The sequence below is a fragment of the Kluyvera sichuanensis genome (assembly GCF_014218705.1).
In the GTDB taxonomy this organism is placed as follows: Bacteria; Pseudomonadota; Gammaproteobacteria; order Enterobacterales; family Enterobacteriaceae; genus Kluyvera; species Kluyvera sichuanensis.
Genome location: NZ_JABBJF010000021.1, coordinates 1 through 23,782, shown reverse-complemented (window position 1 = coordinate 23,782; position 23,782 = coordinate 1). Strand labels below are relative to the sequence as shown.

Sequence of the window (23,782 nt, the reverse complement as noted above, 5' to 3'; positions counted from 1 at the left end):
GGGAGAGTGCATGAACATTTCATGGCAAGCAGAGATAGCGATTTACCGTCTGGGTTCGAAGAACGTCTACGGTGAAGCGCAATTGCAGTTCGTCAGGAAGACGAACGTCGGCGTCGTTAAGTTTGAGCAAAGTAACGAGAAATCATCGGTACGTGCGGACAGCTCCGGCAGTCGCGGTAAAGCGGATCTGGAATTGTTCGATGCTGTTCTGGTGATCCCACTTGAGGCCGCAGTACAGCTTGATGACGTTCTCATTCTGGAGGGGCAAAAGCTGAAGGTATCCAGCGTGCATCGTCGCTGGGGACTGCGTGGGCGCCCTGGGCATCTGGAAGTAGGGGCAAACATATGGGTCTGAAGTACGACGCGCATCAGTTTAAGCGTGCTGGCGACAGGCTCAATAACAGCCAGAAAGCCTTTAAGCGTTATCTCATCCGTGACATGGAGAAGCTGGCGCGTCTGGTTGAGCGTCTTGCGCGGGCAATGGCCCCGCTGGAGACTGGCTCACTCGAAAGCGCGATCTTCGCGAGAGTGGTCAAAGAAGGTTATACCGGGCTTCGTATTGAGTTATCGGTATCTGGAGCCAAACCACGCGAAGGGCATCCGGGCGTTGAGGTTGGCGATTATGCGGAGTACATGGAGTTGGGCAAGTATCGTCTCGGCTATCTCTCTCGCATGAAGAGCGTCACCAACCCGCCAGTCGCTGGTGTGAAGCCACGAGTTGGGCCTTTGTTCCTTGAGAGAGCCGTACAGATCAGTGAAAAACAGTTCACTCAGACGATAGCAGAAGCGGCAAGGAAAGCAGGTTTTACGAGAGGTTGATGTGTTTATTGAAGCATTTGCGAGCCTGATGCAGAAGGCGAAGATCGGTACAGTCGGCGCTGACATTTTCTGTCACTACATGCCAGCCAATGTGAAGTCCGGTGTTCTGTTGGTTAATCCCAATACGGGGATCGCTATTGACCATGAGTTGAAAGGCTTTTATCACGACTCTTTTACCGTCATCGTGCGTAATGCGACGATCACAAAGGCGGTGGCGAAAGCCAATAAGATCATGGATATGTTCCCGGTCGAAGAAACCGTGTCAGAGGGCGTTTACTTCCGGTTGGTTCGGCCAATGTCTATGCCGATCACTTATCCCAAAAACGAAGGCTCATTAATTGAAGCGGGTATCCCGATTGAATTTGCGGGCTATTTGTTGAATTAATAAAATAAGTAAGTATATACTTACCATTGGCGCCATGAAGGTGCTGATTTAACGGAAAAAGGAGTTTTCCAACAATGTCCAATACCCATGTAAAAAACATCAAACTTGGCGCCTGCAAAGTGTCGTTTGGTGGCGTTGATCTGGGTTACACCAAAGGCGGTGTTCAGGTTGAGGTTGCGACCGAAACTCTGAAAGTCACCGTAGACCAGCTGGGGCAGACCACCATCTCCGAGCTGGTGCAGGGTCGTAACATCACTATCACTGCGCCGCTGGCCGAGTCTGTGTTGAAGAATATGGTCGATCTGATGCCGGGTTCTACCCTGAGCGAAGAAGATAACGCTGTAACCATCACCTCCGCACAGGGCGTCAACCTGATCGACGTAGCCAAAGAGCTGGTTCTGACCCCGCAGGATACCACCGACTACGTTCTGACCATCCCGAAAGCGGCGACCGCAGGTAACTTCACCATGACTTACCAGTCTGATGATGTTCGCGTGTTCTCCGTTCAATTCACCGCTTACCCGGATGATAGCGGCGTGCTGGGGAAAATGAGTGGCCCAAAGCCGGTTAAAACCGTCTCTATCTCTCCGGAATCTCCGGAAGTTAAAGCTGGTGAGACCGTGCAGCTGACTGCCCAGATCACCCCAGAAGATGCCGGCGACAAAACTGGTGTGTGGGAATCCGACAATCAGGAGAAGGCAACCGTTGACCAGACTGGTCTGGTTCGCGGAGTAGCTGAAGGTTCGGCAAATATCTCCTTCACCAGCAATAGCGGCGGCAAGAAAGCGACCAAAGCAGTAACGGTTAATTCTGCCCAATAATCGCGATGTAACTAAGCAGAGGCTCAGGAAGAGCCTCTCTTTTAAAAGGACTTTAACCAATGACCAAATTACTCGATCTCGACTCCATTCTGCCTCCGAAGAAAAGCATCAAGTTCGGCGGTCAGGAATATCCCATCGTTGAAATGACTGTTGGCCTGTTCGTCTCCATCAAGCAGATGGAAGGCAAAGACCTTCAGAACATGTCGCCTGTTGAGCAGGTTACTGCTTACGCCGACCTGGTTCGCAAGGTCATCCCATCCGTGCCGGACGCTGTACTGGAAAAACTGACTGTTCCGCAGCTCCAGCAGATCTTCACCTTCGCTATGGAAGTGATTGATGAAGAGAACGAAAAAGCGGCTGGTGAAGGGGCAAAGTAATTTCCCGCGATGAATCCGGGGTAAAGACCGTATCGATAGATCTCGGATTCTATTTCAGTCGTGTAGTTGCTCACTACGCCGTGTCGCCATTAGAGCTGCTGGGCGTCCCTCTAACGATGTTCTGGATGCTCAGTCGCAACATCGACCGCCTGCGCGCGGAAGAGGATGTCCGCAACCTGCAAGTCGCTCGCGCTGCCCAGGCAGATGGCGAGGGCGTGAAGGCGTTCATGGAGGGTTTGCAACTCAGGATTGGAAGACCAGTCGTAACCGATAAAGTCTACGATCCGCGCAAGGATAAGGCAGACCCTGACGCCAAAGAGCAACTGATGCAAATTTTTGGCAGAGGATGACAAGGGAATGTCACAAAACGTAGAGTTTATCCTGTCGCTGGAAGACAAGCAGTTTACAGCGTCAATCGACCGGGCGGGTAAGCTACTTACCAGATTCGGGGAGCAGGCCACAAAGCCCGCTCAGAAAATTAACAATCTGGAACGCTCGTTGGGTTCGGTCTCCCGCATCATCGGCGTTCTGGAGTCCAAGCTCGATGCCACGGCAGACAAACTACAGGATGTAGCTGCCGGCTTCGAGCTTGTGTCTGATGTTTCGCGCAAGACGCGAGGCAACATTACCAGCCTCAACTCAGGTCTCAAAACTCTGATTGAGCGCGTCGACACAACCACCTCATCCGTTAATAAACTCACCACATCGCTGCGCAAGGTTCAGTCTGAACTCAATGAGTTTTCCGATTGGGCAACGTTCGCTGGTAAGAGCGCCAGCCGCTTCGGTACGGAGGTAAAAGAAGCCTCTGCATCCGTGAGTGGCATGAATACGCGCCTTAACACCACGACGAAGCGTCTCAGCAATTGGGGCGTCACAACGAGCCAGGCTGCCGAGGGGCTGAAGAAAGTCCGCGATCAGATGGATGCGGTGATTGGCCGCCAGCAGCTGATCAGCAAGCCGGTGCGTGTGCGCACCAGCGGCTACGGTGAGGGCGGTGGTAATGGCGGTGGCGGTCGACACAGCGGTTCCTATGGCCACGGCGGGCGCGGTGCTGAAAATGGCGTGTTCTCTGGTCTGCGAGGCAATATTTTCCTGCTGGGCGAGATTGGTGATGCGGCAAGAACGGTAACTGACATCCTGTTCGGCTGGCAGAAGCCAATCGTCGAAGCTGCCTCCGAAATGGAGCGTATGCGCGTCATGTTGCGCGGGCTGAACAAGGACAAGGCCAACCCTGGCAAAGCAGCCGCAGAGGATATGCAGTACATCGTGGATATGGCGCAAAACGCCCCGTTTGCGATGCAGGCGCTGACCGATTCCTTCGTTAAATTCCGCTCGGCAGGTCTCGATCCTACTGACGGATCGCTGAAAGCACTGGTGGACTCCGTTGCACGCTTCGGCGGCGATAGCGAGCTGCTTAAACGTGCTGCCGTGGCTGTTCAGCAGATGTCCGGTAAGGGCGTCGTGTCGATGGAAGAACTGCGTCAGCAATTAGGTGAAGCCGTTCCTAACGCGATGAAGGCGATGGCAGACGCTGCCGGTATCACTATGGGGGAACTGACCAAAGCAGTCTCCACCGGCACTGTGGAAGCGAAGCAGGCGCTATCGCTGATGTTCGTTGGTCTGCGTGCAGAGAACGAAAACGCCGCCAAAGACATGATGCAGACCTACACCGGTGCGCTGGCGCAACTGCAAACCTCATTTACGCTGTTTGCCGATCGCGTCGGTCAGGCGGGCTATCTGGATTCTTTCTCAAAGGGAATGAAAGAGCTGGCCTCCATTATGAACAGCGCTGAAGGCATTTCGTTCGCTAACTCATTAGGTTCCGGACTTACCACCGCAATCGACAGCTTACGTGAGCTGGCGCAGTGGCTGGCGAAAAACCAGGAGTTGATTGTCAACCTGGGCAAAGTAGTGGCCGCTATGGTGGCGTTCAAACTGATGCGTGCGGGTATCATGGGCGTGATTGGCACTGCCGGGCAGATTGTTAACACGTTTGCGACGATGTCGACTGTCATCCAGGCGCCGTTCAATCTGGGCGCGACAGCTGTCACCCGCTTTAATCGTGCGGCTCGTATGGGGCTGGCTCCAATCCCATCGCTGATCTTCGCTATCCGTGGCGCGATTACGGGGCTACAGGGGGCATTCGCTGGGCTAACTGCGTTCATCGCAGCAAACCCCATTGGTGCAGCGTTCACCGTCGCTACCGTGGCTGTGGCTGGGCTGATCACGTATATGACCATGCTCCGCAGCGAAACGTCAAAAGTCGTTGACGAGATCCGCAAAATCCCGGAAGCGATGACGGCGGCCAAACGTGCGCAGATGGCAGAGCGTGCGGAAAAGCTCGAAAAAGAGATCATCGCAGACCAGCGAGCGCTCAAAACAGGCGAAAGCGTGAGCTATGTGTCCAACTCTGTTGGCGCTGTCACTCACAAAGAGTCAAAAGCCGATATCGAGGCTCGCCTGAAGAAGAATCAGGAAGAGTACCAGAAGATTACCGGCACCATTGCGCTGGGTGACGGGGCTGTAGCCAAACGTCTGGCTAAAGAGGCAGCAGAATCCCAGATTGAGAAAATCCGGGCCGACAATCAGGTCTTCTCTGCGACATTTGTGAAAGCACGTCAGGAGGCTCTGGACAAGATCCAGAAAATCAATGACGACAAATCACTGTCCGACGATGAGAAGAACAAACTTCTCGCACCGCTCCGTGAAACGGTGAACAAGTCATACCTGGAACCGGCGCAAAAACTGGTCGATTCCCTGTCCTCCCGTAAAAACGCGACCGAGAAGCAGATTGCCCACTACAACGATCTGCTCGAAAAAGCGAAGAAAGAGGGCAATACCGAGCAGATTCAGAAGCTACAAGGCAGTATTCGGGGCTATCAGGAGCATCTGGAAGCTGTCGCTCAGGAGTTGACTCAGGCCGAGTTTGAGCGTGATAACGCTGCCAAAACTGGTAAGGGCGTCATGTCCAACCAGGGAACCGTTTTGGGGCTTGGTACGAGTGACAAGGCGGCCCAGAAAGCTTTGGCGCAGTACATGCGCAACCAAATGGACTCCGCAACCTATCAGCGCACGTTGCCAGACGGTACGGCGATGCTGGACTTCGAAGGTAAGCCGATCATTGGGCCGAAGCAGCTCAAAACCCAGCTGAACCTGCAGAAAGCCTCCAGCGCCAGCTCTCTGGAGAAAATGAGCGACGAGGAACGTGCAGCAGCGATCGCCGCACTAACCAAAGCGCGTGAGCAGGATGCAGCAGCAGCGGAAAAAGCCGGCCAGCGCACTGCCAATGCTTCTCAGCGTGCCGCGAGGAAGGAAGAAAATGCGCAGCGTAAGCTGGCGGCCGGCTACCAGAAAGCGCTGGATAAAGCCGATCAGCTTATGGGGCAGATGGGTGAAAGCTCTAAAGCGACCGTGTCGTTTGACCAGTCTCTCCGCGATACCACCAAATCGCTGACCGAACTGGCCAACGCCGTACCGAATGAGTTCATCACTCAGGAGATGATCGACAAAGCCAAGTCACGCCTTGCTGATCTGGCTAACGCGAGCGACGACTACCGCGAGATGTTCAACCGCCGCAACGTCGAGCAGATGATCTCCACCTGGGCGCCGGAATCTGATTCCATCATTAGCGCGGGTTACAAGCCGTCTCGTGAAGAGAAGGTGGCCGATTTCAACGACACCTACAACCGTAACCTGAAAGCGTTGATGGATCTGCGTGACCAGGCTTCTGATCCGAAAATTGTGGCGCTGTACACCAAGCAGATCAATCAGCTTGTTGCCGCTGGCAATACCGCGCTCATCAAAGAGACCGGCACGGCCACGCAGAAGCTGGCGCTTGAGTATGAAAATCTGGCCGAGCAACTGGAAAACAGCTGGAGCAATCTGTTCAGCAGTCTTACCGATACGCTCACCGACTTCGTCATGAAGGGGAAAATGGACTTCTCCAGCCTGGCAGAATCCATTCTCCGCGACATCACCAACATGGTTGTGAAGACGCAGATCACCCTGCCTCTCATGAACATGCTGGGGATGGGAACGACGGCAGCGGGAAGCTCTCAGAGTGGCAATCTGCTTTCTGGTGTCGCGTCAGCGGTTGCTAATCAAGGCGTCCGTATGAATTCGGTCAACGGTGACAAGTCAGTAGGTGAAGCGACGAAAGAGACCTCCAGTTCTGTGTCCGGATTGGGTCAGACGACTCAGCAAACGACCAGCGCTATCGGTACGGCAACCAACGCGATTGGGAGTTGGGTGTCGGGGCTGTTCAGTAGTACCGAGGCCAAAGACGCTGAAACTAAAGCAGTGAAGACCTCCATCTTCTCAATGCAGAACCTCAGCTCTGTTACTGGCGCACTCTCCGCTGCGTTCGCCATGTTGGGGGCAAATGCTTCCGGATCAGGCAACAAGTGGTTGAGTTTCGGTTCGACAGTGGTTTCCGGACTGGTATCAGCCTGGGCTGGTGGCGGGTTTGATAGTCTGATGTCGGGTTCTTCTGGCAGCTCCGGGTTTAACAATCTGACTGGTTCCGCGGCAGATGGTACGAATGGCATTCCTTCAATTCCTAAGTTCGCTAAAGGCGGAATTTTCGGGAAAGACGGAGTGGTTCCGCTGCGGGCGTACCAGAAAGGTGGCATCGCGGATTCCCCACAGCTGGCGTTGTTTGGCGAGGGAGACATGAACGAAGCCTACGTTCCGCTTCCGGATGGTCGTTCCATCCCGGTCACGCTCAATGCAGAGGGTATTAAAGGCGGTGGTGGTGGCGTGTTCTCCCCCGTCAGCATTGAGATCAACGTCAACAGCGACGGCAGTGTCACGGAGAACAGCAATTCCGAAGGCGCATGGAGTCAGGCCGCACAGCGCATGAAGGCGATCGCGCTTGAAACCATCGCTCAGGAGAAGCGACCAGGCGGTTCGCTCAACCCTAACTCTCAACGTAACTAACCACGGCTGCCCCGGAAGGGGCAGTCTCACAAGGATGTGAGATGGAAAGACTGACTTTTAACTGGTATCCCGACTACGAGTCGGAAAAGACCGTGAAGCCTAACGTGACGGTTCTGAATTTCGGTGACGATTACGAACAGCGCCAGGCCAAAGGTCTCAATCGCATCAAAGAAGAGTGGAGCCTGACATTTACGCGCTCTTACGACGTCATCAATGCTGTCGATGACTTTCTGACGGCACGCGCAGCCGTTGAGTCGTTCTACTGGACGAACCCTCGTGGCAAAAAGATTGTTGTGGTGTGCGACAGCCATACAGTCAAACGTTACCAGGGCTATCAGGTTCTCACTGCGACCTTCAGACAAATTTATGAAGGATAATTTAACCTACTAGATAAGTAAGCACTTATTTACTATTATCTATAGGCGCTGACAGGATGTTGGCGCCTCTTTATTTCAAGGAAGAAACGATGGGTATTAAAACTGATATTCAGAGCTTGTCGCCCTCCGCGCTCATTGAGCTGTTCGAACTTGATATGTCGAACACCACCTCTGGGGGCAAGCTGTTTTTCCACGCCGGCACAAACGAACTGATGGAGCCAGTCGTTTGGCAGGGCGTGTCCTACGAACCGTGGCCAATCAAAGCGTCAGGCTTTGATAAGACTGGTCAGGGTACTTTGCCGCGTCCAAAAATCCAGGTCTCCAACTTTGCAGGAACTGTCTCCGCTGAAGTTCAGGCAAACGACGATCTGGTGGGTTGCCGCATCATCCGCAAGATGACGCTGGCGCGTTTTCTCGACGCTGCCAACTTCAAAGACGGGAATCCAACCGCAGATCCAAATCAGCACTTCCCGGATGAGATGTGGTTCATCGAACAGAAGACTCTCGAAACCCATGAGGTCGTCGAGTTTGAGCTGTCGAGTGTGTTCGATCTGATGGGCGTGCAGCTGCCGTACCGCCAGATCATCAAAAACACCTGCCCGTGGAAATACCGCGGCCCAGAGTGTGGCTACACCGGCCCATATTTCGACAAAAACAACCAGCAAACCACCATGTCAGGCGCGGATTACTGCACGAAACGCTACGACTCATGCAACGCTCGCCGTAACTACTTTGCCAATGGCGTAATCCACTTTGGCGGGTTCATCGGAGCAACGCGTTATGGGTAATAAAGCGCTCCCTGAGCTTGGCTCGGACGTTATGCAACAAATCTATCTGACAGCCATCAAACGCTACCCGAACGAAGCGTGTGGCTTTCTGGTGCGTACCTCTGGCGAGAAATATCGCTTCATTGAAGCCCGGAACGTGTCGGAGTACCCGGAAAACACGTTTGTTATGCACGCTGACGACATTATCGCTGCGGAAGATGCGGGAGACGTGGTTGCCATCTGGCACTCCCACACTGACGAATCAGCGGATGCGTCAGACGCCGATCGCGCCGGATGCGAGGCAACGGAAGTTCCGTGGCTGATTCTGGCTGTACGCAAGAACGTCGAGGGCGATGCGCCATTTCACTTCAGTGAGATGAATGTGATCACCCCAGACGGCTTTGAGATGCCTTATCTGGGGAGACCCTATGTGTTCGGTGTCTTCGACTGCTGGATGCTTTGCCGCGACTATCTCAAACGCGAGTTTGGTGTTGAGCTGAATCCGAATGCGCACCTGCATATCCCGTCATGGTACACGGGCGACAACGACATTCTCGACCAGAACTATCGAAATGAAGGGCTTGTGCGTCTTGCGCCAGGGACGGAACCGCAGCGCGGCGATGTCTTCTTCATCCAGTACGGAAAAATGCCTGACCACTGCGCGGTGTATATCGGAGACGGCATGATCCTGCATCACCAGATAGACCGCCTGAGTTGTCGCGCTTATTACGGTGGCATGTACCAGAAACACACGACGCACCACCTGCGTCACAGAGACTTACTCAAGGGAGATGAGACGTGTCTGAGTTAGTTCATGTGCAACTTGGTGGCCCTATGGCCAAACACTTCGGTCGTCACTGGCATTTGAAGGTTCGCAACACCAAGCAGGCTCTGGATTTGATTGAGGCTAATCGCCCCGGATTCAAAGCCTGGATGAAGCGAAACCTTAAAACCTACGACAAATACCACATCCAGATCACCAATAAGCAGGGCCACAAATGGTCGGTCGACGAAGGTGAGTACCAGATGATGGGGCAGTCCGACAACATCGCGAAGATCCGAATTACGCCAGTTCCTCGCGGTAGTGGCGGCTCTGCGTTTGGTTGGTTTCAGACGGTGGTGGGCGCTGTTTTGATGGTCGCCTCCATCTGGGTTCCAGCCCTGGCTCCGCTCGGTTTGTCATTAATGATGGGCGGCGTCGCGCAACTCATTTCACCACAGGCGACGAACGACAGTGTAAGGCAGGCGGATAACTCTGACTCGTTCTATTTCGATGGGCCGCAGAACACCACTAACCAGGGAAACCCGGTGCAGCTCATCTATGGAGAGGAAATTTTGGTTGGCTCGCAGGTTGTGAGTTCTTCTATCACCATCGACCAGCTTATGTAATAAGGGATTTTTTTGAACATGGAACAGTTCAAGAAGAAAAGGCTGCCTCTCCTGATCGCAGGTGCAGGCGGCAAGAAAAGCAGCAGCTCCAGCCGCACGCCGGTTGAAGCTGATGATACCGTTAACTCGCGTGCTATGGCGTCTATCCTCGACTTGCTCGGGGAAGGCGTTATTGGCGGTCTTGTAAACGGAGCAAAGTCGATTTTCATCGACGATCTGCCGATTCTCAATGAAGACGGCTCTGCAAACTACAGCGGTATTACTTGGGACTTTCGTGACGGCTCGCAAGACCAGACGCCGATGGACGGTTTCGATTTTGTTGAAACGCCCAAATCCATCAACATTCAGCTGAAAAAGACACATGAGGTGACAGTCTCCATCGATAACGATGAAGCTGACCGCGTTCGCGTCATCCTCAAATTTCCCTCTCTGCGTAGCGTGGATAAGAAATCGGGTGACACCAACGGCACAACAGTCAAATACAAGTTTCAGATCGCCAATGGCGATGGAACATTTGCTGATGTAGTTGCTGAAGGCGAGAAAAGTGTTGAAGTTGCCCTGACAGCGAAGAAGACAGGTGTTTACTATCGCAGCTACGAACTCAAACTGCCGAAACCTGGCCGCGCATATAAGGTTCGTGTCATACGCCTAACCGACGACAGCAAAACTCAGTATCTCTATAACGATACGTGGGTGGACTCCATCGGTGAGATCGTCGATACGCCAATGAACTATCCGAACTCTGCGCTTGTTGGACTCAAGGTTAACTCAGAGCAGTTCGGCAGCTCTATGCCTTCTCGTTCGTATCTGGTGCGTGGTTTGAAAATCCGCGTGCCGTCAAACTACAACGAGAACACCAATACCTATGTTGGTGTTTGGGACGGTACGTTTAAGCTGCTGTCTTCTTCTAACCCAGCCTGGATTCTCTTCGACGTTCTGACCAACGCCCGATATGGCCTTGGGCAGTTTGTCTCTGAGTCCATGATTGATCTTGGACAGATGTATCAGATCGGTCGCTATTGCGACGAAGAGGTCGACGATGGTTTCGGCGGCAAGGAGAAGCGTTTCGCCATCAACACCCAGATAACCAGCCGGCAGGATGCTTATCGACTGATTCAGGATATCGCTGGCGCCTTCCGCGGTATGGTCTTCTGGGCTGGTGGAATGGTCAACGTCATGCAGGACAGCCCGTCAGACCCGGTCATGATGTTTACCAACGCAAACGTCAAAGATGGCCTGTTCAGCTATAAAGGTTCAGCTCGCAAAGATCGTCCTTCCGTTGCCCTTGTCACCTACAACAACAAAGAAGACGGCTACAAACAGAACATCGAGTACGTCGAAGACCAGGAGGCGATGCGTCGTTATGGCGAGCGCAAAACCGAAGTGGTTGCGTTCGGTTGTACCAGCCGTGGCCAGGCGCATCGTGTCGGTTTGTGGTTGCTGTATACCGCTCGCATGGAGTCTGACGTTATCACCTTTACTGCAGGTCTTGATGCTTCGTTCTTGATGCCAGGTGAAACCGTGCTGATCCAGAACAAGTACCGTTCGGGCAAACGCAACTCCGGTCGCATTATGTCCTTTAACAAGAACAGCATCACATTAGACGCACCAGTATCGTTGAAGAAAAGCGGCAGCTACATTCGCATCTTGAACCAGGAAGGCAAGATCGTCGAACGCGACATTCTGGAGACGGGGGAGAATATCACTAAAGTGACGTTCTCGAAGTCTCTGGCATCCGGCGAAATGCCAGTAATGAATGGCATCTGGACTATCACCGAACCAGACCTGGAGCCAATGCGAGTACGCGTTATCAACGTTGCACAGGGTGATGCGCAAGGGTCTTTCGATGTGACGGTCGTCCAGAATAACCCTTCGAAGTACGAAGCGATAGACAATGGGGCGACGCTGATTCCGGAGAACAACACCGTTCTCGATCCAACATACTCGAAGCCGACAAACCTGCAGGTGACGGAAGGAACGTATATTTCCAGCCCAGGCAACCTTTCCATCAAGCTTATTGCGACCTGGGAAGGTAAGTCTGCTGAGTATTGGATCAGTTGGCGTCGCTCGGACGAGAACAACGTTTCTAACTGGCAGTCCGCGCGTGTCACTGAAGAGCAGTACGAAATCATCAATATTGCCGAGAACGGCCAATATGATATCCAGCTTTATGCTGTGTCATTCAGCGGCAAAAAGACTGAGATCATCAGTACAGTCTATAAAGTTCAGGGAACGATGACACCGCCAGGCGCACCGACTGCGTTGACGGCCGTGGGTGACTATCGCAACGTGATTCTGAATTGGGTTAACCCTGATTCAATCGATCTCGACCACATCAACGTGTATGCGTCACAGACCAACGACCTGGACACCGCAAAACTGATTGCCGAGGCCGCCAGTACTACTTTCACCCATGCAGGTTTGGGGGATAGCGAAACGTGGTTCTATTGGGTTCGCGCGGCAAATAAGAGAGGCATGTTGAGTCCGCCGAACTCCAATTTGGGTACCGAGGCGATGACAAAGGATGTTCTCTCATTCCTGACAGGGAAAATCACATCTTCTGAGTTGGGACAGGAGTTGCTTGAGGAAATCGACTCTAAGGTTTCTCAGGAGGCTGTTGATTCTATCTATCAGCAGATGGAGGAAAGCCTCAAAGATCTCGATGACAAGTTGACGGCGGCAGATCAGAGACTAGAAGAAGCGCAAAACGGGCTTAAAACGGAAGTGTCCGGCACTTTGGATAAGGTCAATGACGCTCTGCAACAGGTTGAAGATTCCAATGCGGCTTTAGTTGAGTTACAGGAAACTGTATCCGAGCAGGGCAAAGCCGTAGCTGGCGCGGTCGAAGCAGCTCATGCAGCACTCGATAATGCTTCTGCATTGATTGCCGAAGAACGTGAGGCCCGAGTAGAAGGCGATATGGCGAACGCCAAACAGATTGAGGCGATGAAGTCTTCTGTTGACGATAGCGTTGCTGCTGTTGAAGAGATGAAGAAAACTGTGGCCGAAGTCGAGCGAGCCAGCGCGGAAGTAACCACCAATATTGAGGCATTGGCCAAAACCAATATCGATCTCGCTCTGCGTCAGGATGAAGACCAGCACAAGCAGATGGTCAATAACGCGAAGATCGCAACCACTCAGAAGACGTTTGCCGACGATATGTCTGCAATGGCCTCGAAAGTGGAAGAGATCCGCGCAGAAATTGGTGAAGATATTCGCGCTTCTATCACTGAAGAAACGACGGCTCGTGTTGAGGCTGATAAGGCTATTGCGACCCAAATAACCAAGCTTGAAGCTCAGATTAACGACGATATCGCTGCGGCAATTGTGACCGAACAAGAGGCTCGTGCAACGGCGGATGAGTCGTTGTCGAAGCAGATCACAACATTGCAAGCGAAGGTTGAGGGAGATATCAGCGCGGCGCTAGCCGAAGAGCAGATTGCAAGAGCGACCGCCGACGAATCGTTGGCACAACAAATCACAACACTAAAGGCCCAAACAGGTGCCGACATTAAGGCGGCTGTTGCGGAAGAAACGAAAGCCAGAACCGATGCCGACTCTGCGCTGGCAGGGCAAATCACCAATTTGCAGGCTCAGACAGGAAAAGATATCAGTGCCGCTATTACTTCTGAAGCAACCGCACGCGCGGAAGCCGATAAAGCACTAGGTGGTCGTATTGATACGATTAAGGCTGAAGTAGATGGCAACTCGGCCACTATCCAGCAGCAGGCCCAGGCAATTGCCGATACCAACAAAAAGGTTTCGACAGCGTGGACGCTTAAAATGGAGACCTCCACGAGCGGTGGCCAGAAATATGTTGCCGGTATCGCGCTGGGCATTGATAGCACAGGTCTTTCTCAGTTCCTTGTTCAAGCAGACCGCTTTGGTCTTGTGAACTCGGTTAACGGGAAAATCACCACACCGTTTGTGGTCGAAAACAGCGTTGCTTACATGAACGGCGCTTTTATCAAGGATGGAACAATCACCAACGCCAAAGTTGGCGACCTACAGTCCACCAACTTTATCTCTGGCCGTTCAGGATGGCGCTTTGGGAAAAATGGCGTGCTGGAGATCAACGGCAATAGTGGCGGTAACGGTCGTCTGGTCATCAACGGCCAGCGTATCGATGTCTATGACGACAACAACGTTCTCCGGGTGAGGATTGGGCTTCTTTGACAGTAGAAATATTTCTTCATATCGGTAAAAATAAGTAGGTACTTACTTAATGACGGGCGAGGATGCCCGTCTTATCAAGGAGCGAATATGTGGTACAGGGAAGGTACTATCACATTTACACAGGGGAGTGACACACTCACCGGCACCGGTACGTTCTGGAACGTTACCGTGAATGGTGTGCTGCCGGGCATGATTGTCATTGGCCCTGATAACAAACTGCACGAAATTAAGCGCGTACTCAATGACACCATCCTGCTGCTGGTGGAGCCGTATTCAGGCGAAACCCAGACGGAAGTTCCGTGCCGCATCATTACAACCTATGAGGGCGATTTAACGCAGTTCAGCGCACGTTTTACCGCGCTAATGACCCGTATGTCAGCCGACTCGAAGACGATGCGCAGCTGGTTGACAGCTGTTGATGAGGTCACGCTTGAGCGTGAAGACGGTACGGAAGTGACCGTGAAGTCGCTGACGCAGATCGTCAATGAGCACAATGCCAATCAGCAATGGTACAAAGACAATACCGACGCTATCGATGCCGCTGGTGAAAAGGCCAAAGCAGCCGCTGCCAGTGCTGCGGCCGCTGCGGAAAGCGCCAATACAGCGACGACCAAAGCCACCGAAGCAAGCCAGAGTGCTACCGCCGCAGCTGCATCAGAAAGCGCTGCCGGTGTAAGTGCATCCGCTGCCAAAACGTCTGAAACCAATGCTGAAAGCCTCAAGGTCGATGCTGCTGCGTCTGCCGCGACAGCGTCTGCCAAAGCGACTGAAGCTGGTGAATCAGCCACGAGTGCCGCGGCATCCAAAGATGCGGCTAAAGCATCTGAAGCTCAGGCTGCGACCAGTGCATCCGAAGCCTCTGCTTCAGCGTCTGCTGCGTCTGACTCTGCTGCTGCTGCAAAAACCTCTGAAACCAATGCCTCTGCCTCAGAGCAGGCCGCCGCTGGTAGTGCAGCTGATGCGCTGGCCTCGAAAAATGCGGCTAAGGAGTCAGAAACTCATGCTGCTTCGAGCGCCGGGGAGTCGGTGGCCAGTGCTGCTGCGGCCAAAGTTTCAGAAACCAACGCCGACGCATCGCAGAAGGCTGCTGCTGAGAGTGAATCTGCCGCAGGTCTGAGTGCCGAGGCTGCGGCTAATAGTGCTTCGGCATCTGGCGAATACGCTGATGCTGCGTTAGCCAGCAAAGAAGCCGCTGCATTGAGCGCAGGTGAAGCTAAGAAGTCAGAGACGAGTGCAGCTGCGTCGGCAACAACAGCGGCAGATTCTCTGGCTGGGATAGAAGTCAAAGCGAATGAGGCGGCTGAGTCCGCTGTGCTCGCATCGAAGAAGGCAACCGAGGCGTCAACCTCCGCGGGTGAAGCAAAAATATCCCAAACAAAAGCGAAAGAGTCTGAGGATAAGGCGTATGAGTATGCTCAGAATGCCCAATCAAGTGTAGCGAGCGTGAAGTGGAAAGGGACTTCCGCAGAGATGGACCTAACTACCGATTCGCCTAAATGGGTGAAGATTTCGCGCGCACGTATGCCGCAGTCGACCAGCACCGTTTATATCGAGATCATTGGCGGTGCGGGATATGAAGTCAACAGCCCTTATCAGGCGGCAATGGCCGACATAGTGCTTCGAACAGCTAGTGGCGATCCGCGTGGCCTGAATGTAGTTACCTATCGCACAATGGATTCTGCCGTGCAGAACGTAGCCACTGTGAACACCGATGAGGACAACTACGATATCTATCTGAATGCCGGTGCGGGTGCTCAGAAGCTGATTGTTAACCTTCAGTTCTCTGGCGCAGCGGTAGAGACCCTGGAAGTTTTTGAGGTTCTGGATACGCTACCGGAAAACGCCGTTGTGGGAGTTGTTTATCATCGTGTGCTTTCCGATGCAGATGGCTCTATTACCGGATCGCTCATGGGTAACGCAAGTTCAGCGACTGTACTGCAGACCGCTCGCAGCATCGGTGGCGTATTGTTCGATGGCAGCAAAGATATCGTGCTTCCGGGGGTGAATGCTCAGGGCAACCAGAGTACTTCCGGTAACGCTGCAACGGCGAGCAAGCTCCAGATCGCTCGTAGTATCGGAGGTGTGTCTTTCGATGGCTCCGCAGATATCAATCTACCAGGCGTAAATACATCGGGTAATCAGAATACTTCCGGTAATGCAGCCACAGCGACGAAGCTGCAGGCGGCCCGAAAAATTGGTGGGGTTTCTTTTGATGGGTCAGCCGATATCAACTTACCTGGCGTAAACACAGCAGGCAATCAGAGCACTACGGGCAATGCTGGTACGGCGACAAAACTGCAAACAGCGCGAAAAATTGGCGGAGTTTCTTTTGATGGGTCAACTGATATCAATTTGCCGGGCGTAAATACTGCGGGTAATCAGAGTACAACAGGCAATGCAGCAACAGCGACTAAGCTACAGACCCCAAGAACGATTAATAACGTGTCTTTTGACGGGTCAGCAAATATCTCCATTCCCACACTTGTGTCACGCGGGAGAGTCGCAGCGCTGGAAGCTAACTCCCAGGGGGCAATGCCCGGCATACAAATGTATGAAGCCTACAGCAACAATTACCCAACGACTTATGGCAACGTCATTCATCTTAAAGGTGCGGCGTCTTCAGGTGAAGGTGAACTATTGATTGGCTGGAGCGGAACGAGCGGTACTCATGCGCCAGTTTACGTTCGTTCTCGCCGTGATGCTAGTGATGCAAATTGGTCGGCGTGGGCACAGCTCTACACCACACTCAACAAGCCGAGCGCCGCAGATGTGGGGGCTTTGCCTTTGTCCGGTGGCACGCTTTCAGGTGGTCTGACTGCAGCAGGGGATATCATTTCCAGATCGGCCAACGCCTACCGCGCGGCATATGGCAACTATGGTTTCTTTATCAGAAATGATGGGGGGAACACCTATTTCCTTTTGACCGCATCTGGAGATCCGCTTGGAAGTTGGAATGCTTTACGACCGATTACTATTGCAAACGCAAGCGGTGCAGTTTCAATGGGGAATGGCTTGAGCGTTGGGGGAGGGGTGGATGTCACGAGCGGAAATATCCGAATCCCGACGTCGAGCACATCGTGGATCGACATGAGGACTAACGCTGCGCTTTCAAACAGCTCCGCTGTAAATACCTCCTCCGCATCAGCAATTGTTCGTCAGGAGCACGCCGATCGTTACTTTATGGTCGGTGGGTTGGGGAACTCGCAGTTCGGGTTCTACATGATTAACAAATCGCGTACTGCTAACGGAACGGATGCACAGGCTTTTCTGCAGAACGATGGCGTGTGGTATTGCGGTGGCAATGGTAGTTTTAACGACGTTTATATCCGCTCTGACCGTCGTAGCAAACGTAATATTCGCAAGATTGAACGGGCGCTCGACAAGTTAGAGCGGATTGAAGGCGTTCTATATGAAATTCAGGTCTATGACCGTTACGAACAGTCTGGCGGGCTTATCGCGCAGGACGTTCAGAAGGTCCAGCCTGAGCTGGTAACTGTCGACCACAATGATCAGTCCGGCCAAGCGCGTTTACGTCTGAACTATAACGGTGTGATCGGCATGTTGGTCGAGGCTGTGAAGGAGTTACGTGAAGAAGTGCGCGAACTCCGTGGAGAAATGTCTGTTTTAAAGGGAGGTAATTGATGGCTATTGGCTCCGGATGGGTCGGGTCGTCAGCCGTCGCAACAACTGGTCAGCGGTGGATGTCCGCCGCTGGCTCGGCTGTTAAGGTCGGCACACCGTTCTGGATGAGTGGCTTGGTTGGTAAATCTACTGCCGACTTTACCATCACAACTGGACGCAGTACTTATGATGCCCGCGTGCAGGTAACAAACATGCAGTGGGTCATTGTGTCCACTAACTACACCGGTTTTGCAACCGCTACAGGCAGTATCCAGAATGTACTCAGTAACGTTCTAACCGTGCGCCCTACTGGTTCTCTAAGCGGTAGCTTGTTTGGTTGTGAAATCCGACATTTTTATCAACCAAGCGGTTATCAAAATCTCTATTTGGGATTGGTTAATGGGCCTGCACAAAACTTTAATCTATCTCTTAATGGTACTGTGCTGTCGTTTGTCAATTATATGTACCTGAATGGGGTGCGGACTTATTACGCATTAACTGCACAAAACTGGTTTTTCAATCAGGTAGGAGCGACGTTTACCGTCTCCAGAGTCTGATTTTAAGAGGTACGTTAGTGCCTCTTTTCACGGAGGGAAAATAATGAGTTATGGAGCAAAAATCTGGTCGCCTAGCCGTCAGGAAATGGTTGACGCATTAGCGCCAATTTATTATCTGGATTATTTTCTACCGACAGGTAGTGGCAGCAGAAGTTATGCAATTGAGCCAGGTATGTCAATTGATTACTACATAATGGAAACAATCAATGGATATATTGGAAGTGTTTCGGTATCGGGCAACTCGATTAACTGGTCTGATGCTCGCGGTACAATTTATATATTGGTGTTTCAGAAATAATGTACGGAAGCAAAATTGTTCGTTCTGATGGGAAGGTCTGGATGTCTCCAAGTCTTACCCCGATGGTGTTCCAAAGTAAGCATGTGGTGTCGTTGCGAGGCGGAAGTGAGTTCAATACTGGCCTGTCTCCAGATCGGTCGCCTATTGTTTTCGTTGCTTATTCAAAGGCAGTATCGCTACTGGCAAGCCGATTAGTTCGCAATAACCAGGTTATTTACAGCTTCGGCGGGGTAGGCAGCGACTCCAGTGTAACGGTGTATGTGTTCGCAACTGGCATTTCAAAAAAAGAGAAGTGGGGGATGAGTTTCTTTAATTCATCGGGAGTGGAGATCTATAACACGGCAAATATTCCATTGTCATTTACGTTTCTTGATAATAAGAGCTGGAACAGCGGAGATAAACACAACTTTGATTATCCAGTAGCTATTGTGCCTACATATGCTAACGCATTCGCCATACCGATGCCGGGTGGTGCGAAGACCCTAGTATACGGTTACACATGTTATGGGAACACCGTGAGTTCGATTCTCGTTAATGAAATTAACGGTGGGGCTACATTAGCTATCAATAACCGAGTTCCAGTTTTGAACAGAAACCTCTACGGATAACGGAGAATAGAATGAAAAAGATGATATTAATTTTAGGTATGGCTTTAACTTTGACTGCGTGCCAGAAACTACCAGAGCCGGTTTGCTATGGGCGAGCAATGGTAGGCGGCGTTGACACTGGTGTGCCAATCTATGCGATTAAGAAAGAAGGGCATTACACATTATACCGTGCAGGTAGTGTCTTTAACTGGCGTTGGGTCGGCTCTGGTGCTTTCACCTCACTAAGCTCATGCCCAAAAATTTAAAACTCATTTTGTAGGTAAGTGCTTACCTACAAAATACAGTTATATTGTGATATAAAACTGCCATCCCGATTTGACTTTTCATGGAGGAAATCATGTCGAACGAGATGGCAGGCGTAACGCCTGAGCAGGTTGAACGCATTGCCGCAATCGTTGCGCGTGAAGTCGTTGGCAAATTAGGTAAGGAGTTGCGTGAAGAAATTGGCCAGGAGGTCAATGACCAGCTCAAAACCTACTTTGGCGATATGACGCCTGCACAACACAGCATTCAGCACTCCAACCTGGACAAACTTCTTAACCGGCTCGACACCATCTCCAGCGGGTTCTTTGGCGGCATTATCTCAAAGATTACGTCGTTCCTGATTACCGCGCTGCTGCTGGGGTTAGCCGCCTACGGCGTCAAGAATGGACTGCAATAAAGGAGATCAAGGATGAAAACTCCAAGAGGTATTCGTAACAACAACCCAGGCAATCTCGATAAGGGGTCGCCGTGGCAGGGGCTTATTAGCAACCCTTCCGAACCACGTTTCTGCACGTTCAAAGATCCTGTATGGGGGATTCGAGCGCTGGCGGTAACGCTCATCACTTACCACGACAAGCGCCGGGCGAAGGACGGCTCAAGCATCGATACCATTCGCGAGGTCATCGAGCGCTGGGCGCCGCCAAACGAAAACAACACCAGTGCCTACGTGAACGAGGTATCTAAAGCCGTTGGTGTCACCCCGGACATGATCATCGATCTACACGACTACGACACTCTGCGTCCGCTGGTAGAGGCGATCATTCGGCACGAGAACGGCCGTGGCCCACTGAAAACGCCAAACACCTGGTATGCGGCAGAAGTTATTGAGGAAGGTCTGCGTCGCGCTGGCGTCGTTAAGCCGATCAAGACGGTTAAAGCGGTTCCTGTGACCAAAGAAACGGCTGGCGCAACTGTCACGGCAGGTATTGGGCTGGCGCAGCTGGCCGACGTAATGCCCCAAGTGTCTGTGGCGATGGATAAGGCACAAGGTCATATCACCAGCGGTGATACGGTTCGTATCATTTTTGGCGTAGCCACCATCATTGTGGCCGGCTTTATTGCCTGGTCTCAGGTACGCAAACACCAGAAAGGGATGGTTTAAAATGTTCGGCAGCCTGGTTTCGAAGTTGAAAATTGCTCTGATTACCCTGGCTGCCGTTCTTTTCGTGCTTGTCGGTGCTTATGCGATGGGTGGTCGTGCGGCTCGGCAAGCGATCGAAGAGAAGGCAAGGCAGGAAGACAGGAAAAGGCTTCAAAGTACAGTGGACGTCAAAAATGAGACATTTAATGAAGTGCGGCGGAAAGGCTCTTCTGCTGTTCATCGTGAGCTGCATGGTAAGTGGGTGCGTGATTAAGACACAGACTTCCGGCGTGCTCTTCTGCGATACAGCCAACCCTATCTATGTGAGTAATGAGGATTTAATGACCGAAGAGACAGAGCGGCAGATCTTGACTCACAATATGGTGGGCGAGCGTTTGTGCCAATGGAGCGGCAAAAAAGCAGACGAAAGCGCGTAAGCGCCCGTGATTAGCGGGGTTTTGGGGATTGGTCAGGTTGCAATTAGTTTGTGACTGATGTAGATTTAATCAACGAGTGTCAAGACATTCATACATTATTTCAAAGAAGCGCTGCATTCTCGTAGCCTCTAAACCCCGATGGGGTCGCCGCACGACATCAATGTCTTAACGGCTAAGGTGGAAACATGCTCAACTATCATGACAAAACACGTACTATGCAAACGATCCGCACGAACACTGCGGTAGTCGATAGCTTCCCTATGCGTTTTCACAACAGTGAAGACTCAGTGGAAGTGCGCCGCATGTTATGTCGCGAAACAGCAGACCGCCAGCACTTCATTGTCACATTCAAAAGTGATGTTGCTCGCGCAGAGAACATCTCCAACAGCACCTCAACTGTAACTCCGTTGGCAGAGGTCGTTGTGCGCAATAACAAATTGCGCTTTGTCCTCAAGCCGCAGGAACAGTACCCCGAAATTGTTGATGTTAAAGAATCCATTGTTCCAAAAATTGAGAAAGCCGTTGTACAATTCATGAAGAATAAGTTCAACGACCTCAAGGAAAGCGTTTTACCAGAACGCAAAAAAGAACAATGGCACCTTCTTTAATTGATGAACGCTACAACAAGCAGTTGAACAAAATGCCGCTCTCTATGGGCGGCTATACTATTTTAGAGACCTTTCATTTCGCGACACCAGAAGGCGATGTTGTTCGTCTGGTGGAGATGCGTGCCGATAAAGGCGAGTTCGACAACTTTCTCGTTGTGTATCTTTTGCCCTCCTATAACTCAGATTATCAATTTGACGAAATCACGCGGGTTATGGATGACGAGGGGATGAGTGCGTTTGAGGCTGCCGAACACATCATCAAAATTGAGATCGTGGATGCGACTCTTAGCCCAGAAGAGCTGAAGGTTGTGGGTCGGTTTGCCTATAACGATTTTTCGTTTATTGGCGTCGATGGGAATGAATACCTCGGTAAGCAAATCAAAGGCGCTTATCTCGAACCGCCTTTTGACTCAGCCCGCATAGGCTCTACAGCATATCGCTTCATACTGGACAAATACCGCCACCTCGTTTGCGACAATTTGCAAACCATTCTGGGTGCGTCCATGTGGTCAGGTACTATGCGGAGATATGGCGAGGTTATGATCTACGATACCGTGAAAAAATGTTGTCTTGACCAGCTCGGCGACAAGGCAAAGGGTTCTACCACCGGCTTCCTGCCGTGGGATATTGGCAGTTTGCCTTTAAGTCGCGTAACAGACGAGTGGGGAGACCGCGAGCTGCGACTTGATAAAGGCTCTTGTACGCACATCGTCAACATCATCTCTCTCCCATAAACCCGCTACGGCGGGTTTTTTGATCCCACGCTCCACATTCCCCAAGTACCTATCATTTAACCTTTACACCGCAGCCGTAGGCATTTAGGCTATATCACATATAAGAAAACAAGTTGTTTCATACGACAATAATTCACGCAAAGGGAACTCACCAATGACCAAGATCATTGTGGTTGGCGGCACAAAAGGCGGCCCAGGCAAATCTACCGTTGCCCAGCAAATTGCGGTATGCCTCAAAGTTAAAAAGAAAAAGAAGGTTCACGTCACCGATATCGATATCCAGCGTACCACGACGAGCTGGTGTGAAGACCGTCGCCAGAATGATGATCTTGAGCTGATTCCCTTCGCATATGTTCAGGATGATATCGTCAAACATCTTAAATCGCTTCAGGGGCGCACCGATTATGTAGTGGTAGATGCTGGTGGCTTTGACTCCGAAATTCAGCGTCTGGCGATGCTTATGGCTGACGTGATTATCATCCCGCTGCGTCCTAAACGTCGTGATTTGAAATCTCTGCGTGATATCGACCCGATCATCGACAACGTTCGCAATGTGAACGAGACAGTGAAGATCCGCGCGGTAGTGAACCAGTGTCCGTCACTGCCTTCCCAGGCATCACGTATTCTGGCGGCGAAAGAAATTGTCGAGACATTTGGCATCGAGGCTGCGCCGGTTAACCTGTACAACCGTAACGTTTATGACGACGCGGAAGAGGCAGGTCGTTCTATCTTTGAAATGACTGGCGCCGAACGCGATAAGAAGGCAGAAGCCGAGTTCGAAGAGTTTGTAGATTACATCATGAGTCTGGAGGAAGAATAATGTCCATGAGAATGGGAGACCTTGCAAAGCGCAAAGAGCCGGAAGAGCAGCCAAAAAGCAGCACCCCAATGCGCCAGCCAGTCAGACCGCAGGGGCGTCCGACTCGTGGGAAAGAGAAAATTAAGAGCCGCACAATGTCGCTGGAAGACGAGTACTTCGATCTGCTGGAGATGATGAAGTTCATCCCTCGTTTCGAGAAGTTCACCCGTTCTGACGTGATTCGTGCAGCCATTTTCCATCTGGCAGAGAAGTCGCCGCAGGAAATCGAGGACATCGTGAAACTGAACGAGGCGATCACCGCTGCCGACGTCACGATGCGCACCGATGAAATCAAGCGTGAGCTGATGAAGAAAGGCTAAGAATAAGGCGCCAAACGGCGCCTTTATTTTATTAAAGTGGTTTATTTATTGCCGGATGGTAAAACGTGGTAGCGGATTGTAGTGCCATCCATATCAACAACCTTGAATGCCAGATTTCTATATTCAACTCTTGTTTTCGCGTCGGAAAGAGGCACAGAAAACTCGGTCTTAGTCTCATCTAAGCCTGGGTAGCTTTCGGAATAAATAAATTTAAGATCGTCGCCACTTTTACCATTATATGAAATAGACTGTAGGTGATGCTGCCAACTTACTGATTTAGTGTATGATGGTGTTTTTGAGGTGCTCCAGTGGCTTCTGTTTCTATCAGCTGTCCCTCCTGTTCAGC

General features: G+C 51.7%; 24 protein-coding genes. All 24 read left to right on the top strand.

The genetic code is table 11. The annotated features are described in order from the left end of the window. Positions 1 to 10: 10 nt before the first annotated feature. The 24 genes from HII27_RS18285 to HII27_RS18170 all read left to right on the top strand — a co-directional run bounded on the left by HII27_RS18285 (position 11) and on the right by HII27_RS18170 (position 23,436). Positions 11 to 355, top strand: coding sequence for a hypothetical protein (locus HII27_RS18285; protein ID WP_060453936.1), 345 nt, complete (start codon positions 11 to 13; stop codon positions 353 to 355). After that, positions 346 to 819, top strand: a complete 474-nt coding sequence (locus HII27_RS18280; RefSeq protein WP_000523626.1) for a hypothetical protein — start codon at positions 346 to 348, stop codon at positions 817 to 819. The genes HII27_RS18285 and HII27_RS18280 overlap by 10 nt, the downstream gene beginning before the upstream one ends. A 1-nt stretch (position 820) precedes the next feature. Then, entirely contained in the window at positions 821 to 1,204 is a 384-nt protein-coding gene (locus HII27_RS18275; protein WP_057102242.1) for a minor capsid protein, read from the top strand. Between the two features lie 74 nt (positions 1,205 to 1,278). Then, positions 1,279 to 2,025, top strand: a complete 747-nt coding sequence (locus HII27_RS18270; protein ID WP_048231971.1) for an Ig-like domain-containing protein — start codon at positions 1,279 to 1,281, stop codon at positions 2,023 to 2,025. A gap of 59 nt (positions 2,026 to 2,084) precedes the next feature. Next, entirely contained in the window at positions 2,085 to 2,402 is a 318-nt protein-coding gene (locus HII27_RS18265; RefSeq protein WP_000163862.1) for a hypothetical protein, read from the top strand. 125 nt (positions 2,403 to 2,527) lie between these two features. Further along, on the top strand, positions 2,528 to 2,752 hold the full coding sequence (locus tag HII27_RS18260) for a hypothetical protein (protein ID WP_000952684.1): 225 nt from the start codon (positions 2,528 to 2,530) through the stop codon (positions 2,750 to 2,752). Positions 2,753 to 2,759: 7 nt separating this feature from the next. Beyond that, complete coding sequence (locus HII27_RS18255; protein ID WP_185669178.1) at positions 2,760 to 7,340, top strand: tape measure protein; 4,581 nt, start codon at positions 2,760 to 2,762, stop codon at positions 7,338 to 7,340. A 41-nt stretch (positions 7,341 to 7,381) separates the two neighbouring features. Beyond that, the gene (locus HII27_RS18250; protein WP_045339239.1) at positions 7,382 to 7,717 is read left to right on the top strand and encodes a phage tail protein; all 336 of its coding nucleotides are present in this window, start codon (positions 7,382 to 7,384) and stop codon (positions 7,715 to 7,717) included. A gap of 89 nt (positions 7,718 to 7,806) precedes the next feature. Next, positions 7,807 to 8,505: a phage minor tail protein L gene (locus tag HII27_RS18245; RefSeq protein ID WP_060453984.1), complete on the top strand. Its 699-nt coding sequence runs from the start codon at positions 7,807 to 7,809 to the stop codon at positions 8,503 to 8,505. Then, entirely contained in the window at positions 8,498 to 9,295 is a 798-nt protein-coding gene (locus HII27_RS18240; RefSeq protein ID WP_060455559.1) for a C40 family peptidase, read from the top strand. The genes HII27_RS18245 and HII27_RS18240 overlap by 8 nt, the downstream gene beginning before the upstream one ends. Beyond that, on the top strand, positions 9,283 to 9,873 hold the full coding sequence (locus HII27_RS18235) for a tail assembly protein (RefSeq protein WP_016051626.1): 591 nt from the start codon (positions 9,283 to 9,285) through the stop codon (positions 9,871 to 9,873). Before HII27_RS18240 ends, HII27_RS18235 begins: the two co-directional genes overlap by 13 nt. A gap of 18 nt (positions 9,874 to 9,891) precedes the next feature. Further along, a complete protein-coding gene (locus HII27_RS18230) occupies positions 9,892 to 14,049 on the top strand; it encodes a phage tail tip fiber protein (protein WP_185669177.1) in 4,158 nt (1,385 codons plus the stop codon). 87 nt (positions 14,050 to 14,136) lie between these two features. Then, positions 14,137 to 17,691 carry a tail fiber domain-containing protein gene (locus tag HII27_RS18225; RefSeq protein WP_185669176.1) on the top strand — a complete coding sequence of 1,185 codons (3,555 nt, stop codon included), beginning with the start codon at positions 14,137 to 14,139 and terminating at the stop codon, positions 17,689 to 17,691. Further along, positions 17,691 to 18,227: a putative receptor-recognizing phage tail fiber adhesin gene (locus tag HII27_RS18220; protein ID WP_185669175.1), complete on the top strand. Its 537-nt coding sequence runs from the start codon at positions 17,691 to 17,693 to the stop codon at positions 18,225 to 18,227. Before HII27_RS18225 ends, HII27_RS18220 begins: the two co-directional genes overlap by 1 nt. Positions 18,228 to 18,270: 43 nt before the next feature. After that, the gene (locus HII27_RS18215; protein ID WP_022649955.1) at positions 18,271 to 18,525 is read left to right on the top strand and encodes a hypothetical protein; all 255 of its coding nucleotides are present in this window, start codon (positions 18,271 to 18,273) and stop codon (positions 18,523 to 18,525) included. Positions 18,526 to 18,566: 41 nt separating this feature from the next. After that, entirely contained in the window at positions 18,567 to 19,133 is a 567-nt protein-coding gene (locus tag HII27_RS18210; RefSeq protein WP_016051631.1) for a hypothetical protein, read from the top strand. 11 nt (positions 19,134 to 19,144) lie between these two features. After that, positions 19,145 to 19,378, top strand: coding sequence for a phage exclusion lipoprotein Cor (gene cor, locus HII27_RS18205; protein WP_016051632.1), 234 nt, complete (start codon positions 19,145 to 19,147; stop codon positions 19,376 to 19,378). Between the two features lie 92 nt (positions 19,379 to 19,470). After that, positions 19,471 to 19,794, top strand: coding sequence for a hypothetical protein (locus HII27_RS18200; protein ID WP_016051633.1), 324 nt, complete (start codon positions 19,471 to 19,473; stop codon positions 19,792 to 19,794). A 12-nt stretch (positions 19,795 to 19,806) separates the two neighbouring features. After that, positions 19,807 to 20,499: an endolysin gene (locus HII27_RS18195; RefSeq protein ID WP_016051634.1), complete on the top strand. Its 693-nt coding sequence runs from the start codon at positions 19,807 to 19,809 to the stop codon at positions 20,497 to 20,499. A 1-nt stretch (position 20,500) separates the two neighbouring features. Then, on the top strand, positions 20,501 to 20,752 hold the full coding sequence (locus tag HII27_RS18190) for a hypothetical protein (RefSeq protein ID WP_185669174.1): 252 nt from the start codon (positions 20,501 to 20,503) through the stop codon (positions 20,750 to 20,752). A gap of 348 nt (positions 20,753 to 21,100) precedes the next feature. After that, a complete protein-coding gene (locus tag HII27_RS18185) occupies positions 21,101 to 21,523 on the top strand; it encodes a hypothetical protein (RefSeq protein ID WP_101700947.1) in 423 nt (140 codons plus the stop codon). Then, positions 21,508 to 22,257, top strand: coding sequence for a hypothetical protein (locus HII27_RS18180; protein WP_223883245.1), 750 nt, complete (start codon positions 21,508 to 21,510; stop codon positions 22,255 to 22,257). Before HII27_RS18185 ends, HII27_RS18180 begins: the two co-directional genes overlap by 16 nt. Positions 22,258 to 22,411: 154 nt before the next feature. Then, complete coding sequence (locus tag HII27_RS18175; protein WP_022649960.1) at positions 22,412 to 23,077, top strand: division plane positioning ATPase MipZ; 666 nt, start codon at positions 22,412 to 22,414, stop codon at positions 23,075 to 23,077. A gap of 5 nt (positions 23,078 to 23,082) precedes the next feature. Then, a complete protein-coding gene (locus HII27_RS18170) occupies positions 23,083 to 23,436 on the top strand; it encodes a hypothetical protein (protein ID WP_161496783.1) in 354 nt (117 codons plus the stop codon). The last annotated feature ends 346 nt before the right edge of the window (positions 23,437 to 23,782 follow it).

Bases quoted from the DNA above. Each gene is read 5' to 3' on its own strand.
- HII27_RS18170 (WP_161496783.1), top strand. From the start codon at position 23,083: ATGAGAATGGGAGACCTTGCAAAGCGCAAAGAGCCGGAAGAGCAGCCA.
- HII27_RS18230 (WP_185669177.1), top strand. From the start codon at position 9,892: ATGGAACAGTTCAAGAAGAAAAGGCTGCCTCTCCTGATCGCAGGTGCA.
- HII27_RS18215 (WP_022649955.1), top strand. From the start codon at position 18,271: ATGAGTTATGGAGCAAAAATCTGGTCGCCTAGCCGTCAGGAAATGGTT.
- HII27_RS18220 (WP_185669175.1), top strand. From the start codon at position 17,691: ATGGCTATTGGCTCCGGATGGGTCGGGTCGTCAGCCGTCGCAACAACT.
- HII27_RS18190 (WP_185669174.1), top strand. From the start codon at position 20,501: ATGTTCGGCAGCCTGGTTTCGAAGTTGAAAATTGCTCTGATTACCCTG.
- HII27_RS18285 (WP_060453936.1), top strand. From the start codon at position 11: ATGAACATTTCATGGCAAGCAGAGATAGCGATTTACCGTCTGGGTTCG.
- HII27_RS18195 (WP_016051634.1), top strand. From the start codon at position 19,807: ATGAAAACTCCAAGAGGTATTCGTAACAACAACCCAGGCAATCTCGAT.
- HII27_RS18240 (WP_060455559.1), top strand. From the start codon at position 8,498: ATGGGTAATAAAGCGCTCCCTGAGCTTGGCTCGGACGTTATGCAACAA.
- HII27_RS18225 (WP_185669176.1), top strand. From the start codon at position 14,137: ATGTGGTACAGGGAAGGTACTATCACATTTACACAGGGGAGTGACACA.
- HII27_RS18180 (WP_223883245.1), top strand. From the start codon at position 21,508: ATGGCACCTTCTTTAATTGATGAACGCTACAACAAGCAGTTGAACAAA.
- HII27_RS18200 (WP_016051633.1), top strand. From the start codon at position 19,471: ATGTCGAACGAGATGGCAGGCGTAACGCCTGAGCAGGTTGAACGCATT.
- HII27_RS18265 (WP_000163862.1), top strand. From the start codon at position 2,085: ATGACCAAATTACTCGATCTCGACTCCATTCTGCCTCCGAAGAAAAGC.
- cor (WP_016051632.1), top strand. From the start codon at position 19,145: ATGAAAAAGATGATATTAATTTTAGGTATGGCTTTAACTTTGACTGCG.
- HII27_RS18260 (WP_000952684.1), top strand. From the start codon at position 2,528: ATGCTCAGTCGCAACATCGACCGCCTGCGCGCGGAAGAGGATGTCCGC.
- HII27_RS18210 (WP_016051631.1), top strand. From the start codon at position 18,567: ATGTCTCCAAGTCTTACCCCGATGGTGTTCCAAAGTAAGCATGTGGTG.
- HII27_RS18280 (WP_000523626.1), top strand. From the start codon at position 346: ATGGGTCTGAAGTACGACGCGCATCAGTTTAAGCGTGCTGGCGACAGG.
- HII27_RS18245 (WP_060453984.1), top strand. From the start codon at position 7,807: ATGGGTATTAAAACTGATATTCAGAGCTTGTCGCCCTCCGCGCTCATT.
- HII27_RS18270 (WP_048231971.1), top strand. From the start codon at position 1,279: ATGTCCAATACCCATGTAAAAAACATCAAACTTGGCGCCTGCAAAGTG.
- HII27_RS18250 (WP_045339239.1), top strand. From the start codon at position 7,382: ATGGAAAGACTGACTTTTAACTGGTATCCCGACTACGAGTCGGAAAAG.
- HII27_RS18185 (WP_101700947.1), top strand. From the start codon at position 21,101: ATGCTCAACTATCATGACAAAACACGTACTATGCAAACGATCCGCACG.
- HII27_RS18175 (WP_022649960.1), top strand. From the start codon at position 22,412: ATGACCAAGATCATTGTGGTTGGCGGCACAAAAGGCGGCCCAGGCAAA.
- HII27_RS18255 (WP_185669178.1), top strand. From the start codon at position 2,760: ATGTCACAAAACGTAGAGTTTATCCTGTCGCTGGAAGACAAGCAGTTT.